Origin of the sequence: Oricola indica (assembly GCF_965227485.1) — a bacterium.
Classification (GTDB): domain Bacteria; phylum Pseudomonadota; class Alphaproteobacteria; order Rhizobiales; family Rhizobiaceae; genus Oricola; species Oricola indica.
In genome coordinates this window covers 2,577,111-2,590,189 of record NZ_OZ245747.1, presented here as the reverse complement: position 1 = coordinate 2,590,189, position 13,079 = coordinate 2,577,111, and the positions used below count along the sequence as shown (strand labels likewise).

The 13,079-nt window shown below is 63.6% G+C and carries 17 protein-coding genes; 11 read left to right on the top strand and 6 right to left on the bottom strand.

From position 1 onward, the window contains the following. Positions 1-17: 17 nt before the first annotated feature. Positions 18-680 carry a spermidine synthase gene (locus ACQK2M_RS13000; protein ID WP_425418168.1) on the top strand — a complete coding sequence of 221 codons (663 nt, stop codon included), beginning with the start codon at positions 18-20 and terminating at the stop codon, positions 678-680. A 43-nt stretch (positions 681-723) separates the two neighbouring features. Here ACQK2M_RS13000 and ACQK2M_RS12995 read toward each other — a convergent pair whose 3' ends face one another. From ACQK2M_RS12995 to ACQK2M_RS12985, 3 genes are all read right to left on the bottom strand, one after another. Beyond that, positions 724-1,104, bottom strand: coding sequence for a DUF6481 family protein (locus ACQK2M_RS12995; RefSeq protein WP_425418167.1), 381 nt, complete (start codon positions 1,102-1,104; stop codon positions 724-726). Between the two features lie 137 nt (positions 1,105-1,241). Next, entirely contained in the window at positions 1,242-2,129 is an 888-nt protein-coding gene (locus tag ACQK2M_RS12990) for a DMT family transporter (protein ID WP_425418166.1), read from the bottom strand. Between the two features lie 91 nt (positions 2,130-2,220). Next, on the bottom strand, positions 2,221-2,427 hold the full coding sequence (locus tag ACQK2M_RS12985) for a hypothetical protein (protein ID WP_425418165.1): 207 nt from the start codon (positions 2,425-2,427) through the stop codon (positions 2,221-2,223). 102 nt (positions 2,428-2,529) lie between these two features. Between ACQK2M_RS12985 and ACQK2M_RS12980 the strand changes: the two genes are divergently transcribed. The 3 genes from ACQK2M_RS12980 to ACQK2M_RS12970 are packed head-to-tail and all read left to right on the top strand — an operon-like array spanning position 2,530 to position 5,006. Then, positions 2,530-3,393, top strand: a complete 864-nt coding sequence (locus tag ACQK2M_RS12980) for a LysR substrate-binding domain-containing protein (protein ID WP_425418164.1) — start codon at positions 2,530-2,532, stop codon at positions 3,391-3,393. A gap of 47 nt (positions 3,394-3,440) precedes the next feature. After that, on the top strand, positions 3,441-4,193 hold the full coding sequence (locus tag ACQK2M_RS12975; RefSeq protein ID WP_425418163.1) for a gamma-glutamylcyclotransferase: 753 nt from the start codon (positions 3,441-3,443) through the stop codon (positions 4,191-4,193). 60 nt (positions 4,194-4,253) lie between these two features. Beyond that, the gene (locus ACQK2M_RS12970) at positions 4,254-5,006 is read left to right on the top strand and encodes a metallophosphoesterase family protein (protein ID WP_425418162.1); all 753 of its coding nucleotides are present in this window, start codon (positions 4,254-4,256) and stop codon (positions 5,004-5,006) included. A 5-nt stretch (positions 5,007-5,011) separates the two neighbouring features. Here ACQK2M_RS12970 and ACQK2M_RS12965 read toward each other — a convergent pair whose 3' ends face one another. Next, the gene (locus ACQK2M_RS12965; protein ID WP_425418161.1) at positions 5,012-5,800 is read right to left on the bottom strand and encodes a hypothetical protein; all 789 of its coding nucleotides are present in this window, start codon (positions 5,798-5,800) and stop codon (positions 5,012-5,014) included. 92 nt (positions 5,801-5,892) lie between these two features. On the opposite strand from ACQK2M_RS12965, the gene ACQK2M_RS12960 reads away from it, so the two are divergent. From ACQK2M_RS12960 to ACQK2M_RS12940, 5 genes are all read left to right on the top strand, one after another. Continuing rightward, positions 5,893-6,135, top strand: coding sequence for a DUF3563 family protein (locus ACQK2M_RS12960; RefSeq protein WP_425418160.1), 243 nt, complete (start codon positions 5,893-5,895; stop codon positions 6,133-6,135). Positions 6,136-6,226: 91 nt separating this feature from the next. Then, positions 6,227-6,649: a hypothetical protein gene (locus ACQK2M_RS12955; RefSeq protein ID WP_425418159.1), complete on the top strand. Its 423-nt coding sequence runs from the start codon at positions 6,227-6,229 to the stop codon at positions 6,647-6,649. Between the two features lie 74 nt (positions 6,650-6,723). Further along, a complete protein-coding gene (locus ACQK2M_RS12950) occupies positions 6,724-6,936 on the top strand; it encodes a hypothetical protein (RefSeq protein ID WP_425418158.1) in 213 nt (70 codons plus the stop codon). 272 nt (positions 6,937-7,208) lie between these two features. Continuing rightward, the gene (locus ACQK2M_RS12945; protein WP_425418157.1) at positions 7,209-7,397 is read left to right on the top strand and encodes a hypothetical protein; all 189 of its coding nucleotides are present in this window, start codon (positions 7,209-7,211) and stop codon (positions 7,395-7,397) included. Positions 7,398-7,507: 110 nt separating this feature from the next. Further along, complete coding sequence (locus tag ACQK2M_RS12940; protein ID WP_425418156.1) at positions 7,508-7,696, top strand: hypothetical protein; 189 nt, start codon at positions 7,508-7,510, stop codon at positions 7,694-7,696. A gap of 35 nt (positions 7,697-7,731) precedes the next feature. Here ACQK2M_RS12940 and cckA read toward each other — a convergent pair whose 3' ends face one another. Next, positions 7,732-10,290 (bottom strand): cell cycle histidine kinase CckA, encoded by a 2,559-nt coding sequence (gene cckA, locus ACQK2M_RS12935; RefSeq protein ID WP_425418155.1) that lies wholly within the window; start codon positions 10,288-10,290, stop codon positions 7,732-7,734. Positions 10,291-10,466: 176 nt separating this feature from the next. Here cckA and ACQK2M_RS12930 point away from each other — a divergent pair, with 176 nt between their 5' ends. Further along, positions 10,467-11,792, top strand: coding sequence for a hypothetical protein (locus ACQK2M_RS12930; protein ID WP_425418154.1), 1,326 nt, complete (start codon positions 10,467-10,469; stop codon positions 11,790-11,792). Between the two features lie 85 nt (positions 11,793-11,877). On the opposite strand, the gene dksA is transcribed toward ACQK2M_RS12930, so the two are convergent. After that, a complete protein-coding gene (gene dksA / locus ACQK2M_RS12925; RefSeq protein WP_223475061.1) occupies positions 11,878-12,243 on the bottom strand; it encodes an RNA polymerase-binding protein DksA in 366 nt (121 codons plus the stop codon). A gap of 288 nt (positions 12,244-12,531) precedes the next feature. Between dksA and ACQK2M_RS12920 the strand changes: the two genes are divergently transcribed. Beyond that, on the top strand, positions 12,532-13,059 hold the full coding sequence (locus tag ACQK2M_RS12920) for a SixA phosphatase family protein (RefSeq protein ID WP_425418153.1): 528 nt from the start codon (positions 12,532-12,534) through the stop codon (positions 13,057-13,059). Positions 13,060-13,079 lie beyond the last annotated feature (20 nt).

Here is a 13,079-nt window from a genome sequence, read left to right as displayed (position 1 = left end):
GAAAGGAAATCCGCAGCATGCAGCCATGGATAGAAATCGACACCGCGACCGTGCCCGGAGACGGCCAGAAACTGCGGCTGATCCGGCGCGGAGACGAATTCTCGATCATGACCGGCCCGACGGCGCTGATGAACAGCCGCATGTTCGGGTCCGAGGAGGCGCTGGCACGGCTTGCCCGGGAAAGGGTCGGCGACCGTACGCCCCCGAAGATCCTGATCGGCGGCCTCGGCATGGGCTTCACGCTGCGCGCCGCCTTGTCGGAGTTCGGAAACGATGCCCGGATCACTGTCGCCGAACTGGTTCCGGCGGTCGTCGAATGGGCGCGCGGACCGCTCGCCGGACTGTTCGAGGGCAGCCTCGACGACGCGCGCGTCACCGTGCATGTGGGCGACGTCGCAGAGGCGATCTCGAAGGGCGGATGGGATGCGATCCTGCTCGACGTCGACAATGGCCCCGAGGGCCTGACCCGCGACGAAAACGACGCGCTTTACGGCCTGGAGGGCTTGGCGCTCGCCCGGCGTGCACTCACTCCGAAGGGCATTCTCGCTGTCTGGTCGTCCCACAAGAGCCCGGCTTTCACCAAGCGGCTCCGCCAGTCGGGCTATGCGGTCGAGGAAGTGACGGCGCGGGCGCGCGGCAAGCGCGGCGCCCGCCATGTCATATGGATCGCGACAAAATAGATTCGGCGGCAGGACACCCCGCCGCCACAGATGGCAGGTTTGCCTAGCGCTGCCGGGCCTTGCGCGCCGCATAACGTTCGTCGCGCTTCGCCTTCATTGCGGCGGCATCCGCGACGGCACGCTCGATGCGGCTCGCTTCCTCGGCCTCGCGCGCAAGCCGGTCCGCATTCGCGGCCAGTTCAGCGGCTTCCGCCGCGGCTGCGGCTTCGTCCTCCTTGCGCTCTTTCTCCTCGAGAGCCAGGCGCTCGCGCTCGGCGCGACGCTCTTCGCGGGCCTCGGCAATCGCCGCGCGTTCGGCACGCCTTGCGGCCACTTGCGGATCGTCCGGCCCCGGAGCGGCCTTGAATTTCTCCAGAAGTTTCTTCTTGGCGTCCGCCGCATCCTGGCGGCGATCCGAAAAATTCTTGTGTACCTGATTTGTCAAATGGAATTCGTCCCTTGTTGAAATGAGGCCTGAACCGGCCCAATGCGCGGCGACCCCGCGCACACATAGACAACTGGCGTTCGAAAGGCGACACCGCAACCCCCGGCGCCATTTCCGCCCGGCTTATTTCCGCGGCCTTACGCCGCCTTCGCCACCCGGCTCTCGCGCCAGACGATGAACGCACCGCTGGCGATGATCACCGCCGCGCCGACCCAGGTCAGCGCGTCGGGAATCTCGTTCCAGAACAGCCAGCCCATCAGCGTTGCCCAGATCAGGGCGGTGTAGTCGAACGGCGCGACGACCGCCGCCGGGGCAAACCGGAAAGCCTGGGTCATCATGGTGATGCCGGCCGTTCCAACCACCGCGATACCGACGAACAGCCAGAGATCCTCCAGCCGCAGCGGTGTCCAGACGAAGGGCATCACCAGCGCGCTGAGAAGCGTCCCCGCGCCCGTCAGATAGAACATCAGCGTCCAGACAGTTTCGCGCTGGTCGACCCAGCGGGCGCTGATCATCAGCACCGCGTAGAGAAGCGCCGTGAAAACGGGAAGAAGCGACGCGGCCTGGAAGGTCGATGCGCCCGGCCGGACGACGATCAGCACGCCCAGGAAACCGACCAGCACCGCCGACCAGCGCCGCCAGCCGACATGTTCCTTCAGCACCAGCGCCGACAACGCCGTGATGAAGACGGGCGCGGCGAAGATCAGCACGGTTGCCTCTGCGAGGCCAAGATAGGACAGGCTGGTGAAGAACAGCGTCGCCGCGGCAATCCAGATCGTCCCCCGCACCAAATGGGCGGCGGGCCGCGTGGTGCGCAAGGCCGCCGTTCCGCCCATTTTCCAGGCGATCAGGGCCGCGACGGGCAACGCGATGAGATTACGGATGAACAGGATTTGGATCGGCAGGTAATCCGCCGTCAGCGTCTTGGCAAAGGCATCGTTGGCACTAAGGCATGCAACGCCGGCCACCATGAGCGCGATCCCGGCGGCGGCCTTCGGACGCGTGTCTTCCAATCCCTTCTGCATCGCCTGCTCCTCCGCCAGCAGGCAACCAAGTGTCGCCCGCTCCGGTCACAAGCCAGAGCGACTTCACCAATGCAAGCCCTGCCAACGCGCGTCACGGATCGCAGGAGACGGCACTGCCCGGATAGTCCGGCGCGGGACGGCGAAAGAAAGTCCCGATGCGCCTGAAGAATTTGCGGATCGCGACCTCGCGCAAGGCGGGGGCCACCAACCGCGCCTCGTCCATCAGCCTGTCTCGCTCCATCGAAGAGAGCGCGGAAAGGTCGTAACCCGACTCGGCATATTTGCGGATCGTCTTCATCGCCAATCATCCAGTTGCCTGTCGCAACGGGTGATATCAGCGTGACATCATCAGAAAAAATGAATAATAGAGATGATATGGTTCTCAATTAGAGATTTAAGAATGGAACTCTCGGACCTTCGCATCTTCCGCGCCGTCGCCCGCGAAGGCGGCATCACGCGCGCCGCCGAGAAGCTGAACCGCGTCCAGTCCAACGTGACGACCCGCATTCGCCAATTCGAGGAGAAGCTCGGCGTCGAGCTGTTCCTGCGCGAGGGCAAGCGACTGAAGCTATCGCCGGCCGGGATCACGCTGCTCACCTATGCGGACCGCATGCTCGATCTCGCGACCGAAGCGCAAACCGCCGTCACCGATCGCCTGCCACGGGGTCCGCTGCGGCTCGGATCGATGGAAAGCGCGGCCGCCGTGCGCCTTCCCGCCGCGCTGGCCGAATTCGGACGCCGCTTTCCCGACGTGACCATAGAATTGCGCACCGGCAACACGCTGGAACTGGCCAACGCCCTGATGGCCGGCGAGATCGACGCCGCCTTTGCCGGCGAGCCCCTACCCGACGGGCCGTTCGACACGCTTACCGCCTATGTCGAGGACCTCGCCATCGTCACCGCGAAGGGCATTGCGCTCGACGGGCCACCCGGAAGCCCGTCGCGCGTGATGCTGGCCTTCGAGCATGGCTGCGCCCACCGCAAGCGGTTGGAGGACTGGTTCGCGTCGCGCGACGTTATGCCCGAGCGCATCGTCGAACTGGGCTCCTACCACGCGATGCTCGGCTGCGTGGCCGTCGGCATGGGCGTCGCGCTGCTACCGGCGGCGGTCATTCCCACGGTTCCGGCGGGCGACGCGCTGCAGATCCACAGCCTTCCTTCGGACAAGGACCGCGCGCGGACCCTGCTCGCGTGGCGCAAGGGCGTCTCCTCGCCCAATGTCGAGGCGCTGGTGTCGCTCTACGAGCGCAACCGGTCCGCCTGACGCCGATGCGGCTTGCAAACCCGCCGCCGCCGCGACAGATAGGATATATGACCGAAGCCGCCGATCCCTTCGTCCATCACCCGGTCCTGCGCAGCAGGATCATCGAGCCGGAGAAATCCCGCTTCCGCACCTTCGAACCCTCGGACCTCGACGCTGAAATGAAGGCGCGCGGGATGCCGGACAACTGGCGCTACAGCGATGAGGACCGCGAGGCGCTTCGCAAGGCGGCGCTGGCCGGACGCGAGGGCCAGGATATCTGGGTCTTCGCCTACGGATCGTTGATGTGGAACCCGGCCTTCCTGTTCGCCGAAGTGCGCCATGGCCGCATCGAAGGATACGCCCGTTCCTTCTGCCTTTACGATGTCCGCGGCGGCCGCGGAACGCCGGAGCGGCCGGGCCTGATGGCGGCGCTCGACACCGGAGACCATTGCGACGGGCTGGTCTTCCGCATCGCCGCTGACCTCGTCGAGGCCGAAAGCCGCATCCTTTTCAAGCGCGAAATGCTGATGGGGTCCTACGTGCCGGAATTCGTCGGCTGCGAAACCAGAGCCGGCACAGTCGAGGCGCTCGCCTTCGTCGCCAATCATGACACGCCGCAGATCCGCACCGACATTGCGCACGAGGACAAGGTCCGCTTTATCGCCAGCGGGTCCGGCCGGCTCGGCACCAGCCGGGAATATCTTGAAAACCTCGCCGACCATTTCGAGGCGCTGGACATCGACGACAAGGAGGTGTTCGGCCTGCTGAAAGACGTCCGCGCCTGGAGCGAGGGGCCGGAAACGGCGCCCGACGGCCATTAACTGTCCACAGCCTCTCGCGATCCGTCACACTTGCGCCATCGACTTCGCCAATCTGGCCACATGCTTATCACCTACGCCATCGGCGACATTCACGGACGGTCCGACCTTCTCGACGCGCTGCTGGAGGCGATTCGCGTCGATGCTTCCAAGCGCGGCGCGCGCACGCGCATCGTCTTTCTCGGCGACGTGATCGATCGCGGCCCGCACAGCAGGCAGGCGATGGAGCGCGTTCTGGAAACCATCGAGACCCATCCGGGATCGGCGCTTGTCCTTGGCAATCACGAGGAATTCCTGCTGCGCTTCCTGGACGACGTGGTGCATCGCGAGACGGTTGCGCGGCACTGGTTCGCCAATGGCGGGATCGCCACCATCGCCTCTTACGGTTTCAGCGAGCGGGACGGCATCGACACGATCGCGGAGGGCTTCTCTACCGGGTTCTCAACCCACGTCGCGGCCTTGCGTGCCGCTGACTGGAGTATCGAGACGGACAGCCATGTCTTCGTTCATGGCGGCATCGATCCCGCCCTGCCTCTCGACCGGCAGGACCCGGTGACGACCCGCTGGATCCGCCACGAATTCCTGGAATTTCAGGGACCGCTGGAAAAGATTGTCGTCCACGGACATACGCCCACCGACAGCTTCCTGCCGGAGGTCCACGGAAACCGCATAGCGGTCGACACCGGCGCGTTCGGCTCCGGCCACCTGACCTGCGCAGTGCTGGCAAGTGATGCCCCGCCCAGATTTCTGGCGACCGACGACAGCGGCCGCCGGATCGCGACCGGCGAAGTCAGACCGCTGGATTTCCGGAAGTGATGGTCTCAGGTCGTGAAACGACCCGAGCCGCGTGTTGCAACGCCGCTGACCAGCTCCGGATGGTGAACAAGTCCGCAGCGCCACACCATGCGCCGCGATGCCTCGTTTGAGGTGGAAACGAGTTCATGAACGCTTGCCGCGCCGAGGTCGTCCACAGCCTCCAGCAGCATCATGGCATTGACGATAAGCCCGAGACGACGCCCGCGATGCGATGGGGCGACGGCGACAAGACCACCCCAGGCACAGGCTGAATGCGGGCTGTGACGATTATGCGGAAAATAGGCGTAAGCCGTGGCCGCGATGTCCCCGTCGGGCGTGAGGATGACAGTCAGCGCCGAGCGTCCATGCAACCCGGCAAGCATCGCGCCCGAAAAGGGGGCGATGCCGTTCTCGACCAGGAAATCCTGAACGCGGCCGATAGTTCTGGCTTCCTGCCGGAGCGAACGATCGAGCGGGACGAAACCGGGGGGAAGGGCCAGATCGAGCTGTGCCAGCGTGCTTCGGATCACAGGCGCTTCGGCCTGAAAGACATCCCACGTGTCGAACCGGCAATCCCGCGCTTCGAGCCGGGCTTCGACTGCCGGAACGTCTGCGGCCGGGATCATTCGCATGCCGAACACGCCATCTTCTTCGAGATGGCCGAAGACCGTCTCCCAGCCGAGCCGGTCCGGATTATCCGTGCCAATGAGACGCCCGGTCTGGCAGGCGCCGGGCGTGCTGCGCGTCCAGTCCGCGAGTGCATCGACTTTTTCCTGGAGCACAATCTGGTGCGCCGTACCGCGATAGCATTTCATCCGATTGCCTCACCTGACGTAAGGCAGGATACCCCGGCACGCCCTTCCCGCAACCCGCTGGCGCTTTTCTTCATGCGCCATACCGATTTCGCATGGCTGCATTGCGACTTCTCCATCTGCAAAATGATGCGCCGCAGCATCATATTCTGCTCAACGAAAGGAGAATTTCCATGGCCAAGAATCGTTTTGCCAAAGCCCTCAGCCGCTTCGCCCATTCCTTCGGCGCGCCGACCCGCGAGAGAGCAGAAGAGCGCTACCTTGAAGGCTCCGCATCGATCTACGATCTGGAACGCCGTATGCAGGAAATCGACCGCGGCAAGTTCCGCAACTTCTGACCGCGCGACACCGGGCGGTCCCGCGGCACCTCCAGCGCGGGGCGCGCTCTTGCGATTTGCGAAACGGCCAAGACGTGGCAGGTTTGCCCGCATGGTCCGTTTCGCTTTCCTTCTTTCCCTTCTTCTCCCGGCATTCGCCGCATCAGCCGACACGCTCGACCTCTATGCCGGCCGCTATCTCGGCTGCGCGGTTTCCGGCGGTGAGCTGGTGCCGATCGAAACGACGCTCGTCGCGACCGTAGACGGACTCGCCGGCAAATATGTCTTCATCGAATCCACCGGCCGGCGGATCGCCGGCGCGATCACACCGACAGATCCGCAATCCGCAGACACCGTCGCGGTCATCTGGAGCGACGTCTATGGCGAGGGGCCGGCGGTTTTCACCTTCGCCGATGACGCCTCGCGTTTCGACGGCTACTGGATGAGTGGCGGCGGGACGGACCGTTTCTCCTGGAACGGCGTACGATCCGGTTCGGGCAAGCGCCCCCCTGATTGTCGCGTTCCGGTGAGCTGAATTTCACCCGCGTCGCAAACGAAACAGCGCATGTCACCTGGCGACGCGACCCATGACCGGTAGGAATGTCAGGGATGCCGAAATCGCGCTGGTGCAACACGCCCTTCGGGCGTACCGGGCGATCACAATCCAAAAATGAAGACGGGATCTCCAACATGAACAACCACGGCATCTTTGCCGCCTATTCCGGCATGCTCGACATCGCCTCCCGGCGCGAAGCCGGCGCGGTTTCGCCGGCGCCTCGCAAGCGCCGCGGTTTCGCCGCACGCCTGTTCCGCTTCCGCTGAGCAGACGGCATGAACATCGACGCCTGACGGGGCGCTCCGGAAACGGGGCGCCCCGTTTGCTTTACAGGACCAGCGTTCGGTGATCCGAATTTCGCGTGCAGCGTAAAAAGAATCGGTGTTAGTCTTGGCGGCGTCACGCAGTCGTGAACGAACGTTGCTTGCGAAAGCAGTCCGAAAGGTGGAGCGTTCATTCAGGGTCTGCGCATGACGCGGAATGCAAATTCGCGTCATGCTCCCACCGCAACGGACAACAGGCAAAGGAGATAGCCGTCATGTCCAGTCGCCCCACCCTGCTGCTCGATCTCGCCCGGCTGATGATCAAGCAGGCCAAGCTTCTCAAGGCCCAGGGCCTGTTTGCCGAAGCGCGTTCCATGGCGCGCCGCGCGATCGAACTGAACCATGTCGGCCACGCCTCCGCGCGGCTCGAGCCGGTTCCCGTGCGCGCAAGACGCCGTCGCTGACACGGTAAATCCCGGTTTCCGTCGCGGCGCGTAACAAGTTTCGCGCAAGCAAGATATGGCCTACTTCTTCTCGCCCCCGAAATGTGTCGGGATGTCATGAAGAAGTAGACATGATGGTCGAACAGCAACAAAAGCTCGAACGGATTGCTTTTGCGATCCAGGAACAAGCCTTCCTGCTGCGCAGGGCCGGCAAGATCGCCCAGGCCTGCGGAATGGAAAACAGGGCCGCCGAGTTGCGGACCCTGAGCAGAACCGGCCCATCAGGCGAAGCGGCCAGCCTCGACCTCAGGGCTGCCTGAAACCGCATCTCACAGACTATTCGCAGCAACGAAGATCAGTCTTCGTCCTCGAGCATTTCCTTGACGGTCGTCGCCAACTGCTTGAGCGAGAACGGTTTCGGCAGGAATCCGAACTTGGCTCCTTCGGGAAGATTCTTCGAGAACGCATCCTCCGCATAGCCCGACACGAAGATGAACTTGATATCGGGATGCGTCTTGCGCAGTTCCGTGAGAAGCGTCGGGCCGTCCATTTCCGGCATGACCACGTCGGAGACGACGATGTCGACCTTGCCGTCCAGTTCTTCCATCAGTTCCAGCGCCTCGACGCCGCTTGACGCCTCGTGCACGGTGTAGCCGCGCGAAGTAAGCGCACGGACGCCGCCCATGCGCACGGCGTCCTCGTCCTCGACGAGAAGCACGGTCGCGGTCCCCGAAAGGTCGCGCTTGCGCTCCGTCTCCGGCGTTTCCGCCTTCGGGGCGGGTAACTCGCTCTCGGCGGGAATATGGCGCGGCAGAAAAATCCTGAACGTCGTCCCCTCGCCGATCTCGGAATCGGCATAGATGAAACCGCCGGTCTGCTTGATGATCCCGTAGACCATGGACAGGCCGAGCCCCGTGCCCTTGCCGACCTCCTTGGTGGTGAAGAAGGGCTCGAAGATCTTTTCCAGCACGTCGGCGGCGATGCCGGTACCGCTATCCGCCACCTCGATCAGCACATAGTCGCCCGCTTCGAAACCGCGATAGCCGAACTCGGTGCAATTCGCGGTATCGACATTGCGCGTACGGATATGCAGATCGCCACCCTCCGGCATCGCATCGCGCGCATTGACCGCGAGATTGACGATCACCTGTTCGAACTGACCGAGATCGGCCTTCACCGGCCACAGGTCTCGGCCGTGTTCGATGTGCAGATGCACAGAATTGCCCACGAGGCGCGACAGCAGCATGCGCAGATCCGCAAGCACGTCGGTGAGCGCGAGCACCTCGGGACGCAAAGTCTGCCGGCGCGAAAACGCCAGGAGCTGACGCACCAGCGATGCGGCCCGGTTGGCGTTCTGCTTGATGTTCATGATGTCCGGGAAAGACGGGTCGGAGGGCCGGTGGCTGGTCAGCAGCAGATCGGAGGCCATGATGATGGCGGTGAGCACGTTGTTGAAATCGTGCGCGATGCCGCCCGCCAATTGCCCGACGGCCTGCATCTTCTGGCTCTGCGCCATCTGGCCCTCGAGCGCCTTCTGTTCGGTCGTGTCCATCGCGTAGACGATGGCCGCTTCCTCGGTCGCGGGACCTTCCGCATTGCCACCATGCCCGGCGACCGCGTTCACGAAGACCCGCAAATGGCGCTCGTCGGCGTCGGGATCGATCACCGTGTCGAATGGCTCGATCTTCGCCTGATTCGCGCAAGCAGCGGCGAACGCCTTCTCGAATCGGTCCACCGAATCGCCCTGCAGCAATTCGCGGAAGCGGATGCGCCCGTCGACCGCATCGGCGTCCGTGACGGAGCCGAACAGGTTCATAAAGGGCGCATTTGTGCGCAGCAGCCGGCCATCATTGTCCAACGCGGCAATCGCCATCGGCGTGGAATTGAAGAAGCGCGTGAACCGGACTTCCGAGCGCCGCAGATCGTCCGCGGCCTCCCCCAGTTCCGAACGGTTCAGGACGATGGTGCGCGTCGAGCCCGTTCCGCCTTCACGGTCGGCGTGAACCCTGTGGATAAGTTGCACCGGCAGGCTGACGCCATCCATCCGCGTAAGCTCGATGTCGATGGTCGAGGTACGCACCGTGCCGGGTTCGGCCCGCACGGCGTTGAGCATCGCCACGCCATCGCCGGTGACGAGATCGGAAAGGGAGACCGAGCCCGGCGCGAAGGCTGCCAGGTCCATACCCAGCCAGCCGGCCAGTGTCGCGTTGACATACTGGATGCGGCCCTGCGCGTCTGCGGAAAAGAAGCCCGCCGGGGCCTGGTCGAGATAATCGATCGCCTTTTGCAGCTCCAGGAAGGTCTGTTCCTGATCGTCGCGTTCGGCCGTGATATCGGCGAGCCGCCAGATGCGGAACGGTTCGCCACGGCCCTTGCGGGCCATCAGCCGTACCGACACCCTGTACCAATGCGCGCCGCCGTCGCGTGCACCGAGACCGTTCGGCAGGCGGAACTCCTCATCGGCCTCGACACCCCTGATCAGGCTGTTCGCGAGCCGATAAACGGCATTGGCGGCATCGTCGTGGCGGGACAGGATCGACTCCGGTGACTGCAGGTCTTCCGCGCCGGACGCGCCAATCATCTCCTCATAGGCCGTATTCGAGTAAAGGATGCTGCCCTTCTCATCGAGAATGCAGATCCCATCGGCCATCGAATCGGCATAGGCGCGGCCGAAATCCTCGGCACTATCGTTTTGCGCGAATTCCACGAACCCGATGGCGGACGCGAAAAGGTAGAAAACGCCCACCATGGCGAGCAGGCCGAGCATGACGAGAAGAAAAGTCTCGTTGAGATTCTCGCGGTAGAAGAACAGAAACGCGGCGGCGCCCAGAGAAGCGACGCCAAGGATCAGAAGCCGAACCGCAGCACTCGGCCGGGGTCCCATCTGACCAAGCGCCCTGTATTCACTTGCCATGGCGGTTTTGCCGGCTCGCGCCGTATCCCTCGAATCGCCGCATTAGACTGGTTTGAATCACAAACATCCACAGGGCGAAAGTCCTGCCCGTAAAATTTGTCATTCGGGTTTGTCGTTGCTAACACCTTCGATGTATCAGGCAGCCAAATCGCGCCGGACAGGGAAGAGGACAATCAATGACTGCATGGCTGACGCAATTGCTCGGCGAGCAAGCAGCGACCTACACGCTCTATTTCCTTGGTGCTCTGGCTGTTCTCATTCTCCTGTGGGTGGCCTGGTTCTGGACCCGCCGCGTCGCCGGCGGCGTTTTCGTCGAGGGCGGACGCAATCGCCGGCCACGACTCGGTATCGTCGATGCGACCGCCGTCGACAACCAGAGGCGAATCGTCCTGGTTCGCCGCGACGATGTCGAGCATCTGGTGATGATCGGCGGTGAGAACGATCTCGTGATCGAAACCAATATCGCCAAGGTGCCCGCGGAAGCCGGCCAGCCCTTATCGGCAAAGGAACAGCGCCGCGCGCGTGAAGCCGCGCAATCGGCGCGCCGCCAGCCGCCGCGTGAAGCGCCCGCACGCGAAACCGCTCACCGTCCGGCACCGCCGGCGACTCCGCCTCAGCCAAGACGCGAGGCGCCGCCCGCCAATCCGCCGAAAATGACCCCGGCCGCCGTACTGGCGTCCACGCCGGCCTATCAGCGACGCGAGCCAACACTTGCCACGGCACGTGCACCGCAACCGCCCGCGCCGCGCCCGGAGCCTGCCGCCGAGAGCAGCGCGCCGCGCGAGACCGTGCAGCCGACATTTCGCCCGCCGGAAACCGCCGCTTCACTCGCCACATTCCGAAAGCAGGAAGAGCCCGAACCTGTCGAGGCACCTGCCCCGCAAACTTCGGCCGCGCCCGAACCGTTCGAGCCGCCCGAGCCTCCACAGCAGGTGGCTGCGGCCACCATGCGCCCGGCAATGGAGCAAGAGCCGGTGATGCCATCCCCTGAACCGGAAAAACCGGCCGACACACCGGCGACAACCCCGGAGACGACGGCTGAAGACCTGACGCCTGCCGAATCGGAAGCGGTACCGGTTGTGCCACCGCTTTCCGTGCTGACCTCGCTCGACGAGGTGGAATCGGACGCGCCTGCCGACGAAACCGACGAAAATGCTCCGATGATCGCATCGGTGGAAACCGGAAACGACGAACCGGAAGCGGTTGAGTCCCCGGAACCGGCGCCCGAACCTGAAGCGCCGATCGTCTTTCCGCAGCGTTTTGCACTTTCGGCGGATGTCGAGCGCTCCGAGGAGCCCCCGGTCGAGACCGTGAGCGAATCCGCGCCCGAGCCGGAACCGGTCGCCGCAGAAGAGACCGAAGAGCCTGTTCAGGCATCGGACGACGAAGCCGAAAAAGCCGAAGGCGCGGAAAAAGAAGAGGATTCATCGCCCTCCCCGAGCAATGAATCCCTGGAAGACGAGATGCACCGTCTGCTCGCGCAACTGACGCGCAGAAGCTGACGCGGAAAGACCTTCGGGAAATGAGAAAGGGCGGGACCGAGGTCCCGCCCTTTATGCGTCAATCATGGATGCGATGCGCAATCCGTCAGTCGTCGCGATAGACCTTTTCGCGGCGCTCATGACGTTCCTGCGCCTCCAGCGACAGCGTGGCGATCGGACGTGCGTCCAGGCGCTTGACGCCGATCGGCTCGCCAGTCTCCTCGCAATAGCCGTAGGTGCCTTCGTCGATGCGCTGAAGCGCAAGATCGATCTTGTTGATAAGTTTTCGCTGACGGTCTCGCGCCCTCAATTCGATGGCGCGATCGGTCTCGGACGAAGCCCGGTCCGCAAGGTCGGGATGATTGGAGTTTTCGGTCTGCATGTGGTCGAGCGTTTCACGCGCTTCGCGCAGTATATCGTTCTTCCAGGCCAGCAGTTTCTTGCGGAAATAGGCGCGCTGCCTTTCATTCATGAAAGGCTCGTCTTCGGCCGGTATATAGTCAGCAGGGACTTCTTTGGGTGCCACTGATTCACTCCCAGCATGATACCTTTGCGCGCTCTATAATCGCACCGCGCCCTAGCGGCAAGTTCCGTTTCACGCAATTCGCAACGAAGTGATAAACGCCTTGGAATCCCTTGAATTGCGAATGCGAATGGATAGCAAACAGCGCGCATGGAGACGGCGTTGTCCACGGAGGCCAGCCTTGCCACGAACGTATGATTTGCGCTTGCCGACGCCGCAGGGTAATCGCATCGCATCGTGGCATCTGGGAGTTACGAATTGAGCCGCCTTTTCTTGTTTCGTCATGGAAAAGCAGCCTGGGCGGAGCCCGGCATGCGCGATTTCGACCGCAAGCTGGACGAACAGGGGATCGAGGAAGCCACGACCATGGGGCGCCTGATGGCAGCGCGCCATCTCGTACCGGACGTGGTGATCTGTTCGACGGCCGCGCGCGCGGTCGAGACCCTGCAAGCACTCAGCACCTCGCTGCATCTCGACGATGCGACCCGCTACGACCAGAACCTCTATGCGACCGATGCACCCGGATATCTGGAAATCGCCGCGGCGACCGGCTCCGACGGAGACGTCATGCTGGTCGGGCACAATCCGATGCTCGAGGATGCCGCTCTCGCCTTGTCGCGCGAGGGCGACGAAGCCGCGCTTGACGATCTGCACATGGGCTTTCGCACCGCAGCGCTCGCGGTAATCCGCTTCGAGGGAAACGCCTTCGATTTCGCGACGAAAACCGGATTTCTCGAAACCTATCTGACGCCGACCGACGCCTGATCAGCACTGCGCCCTTTTGC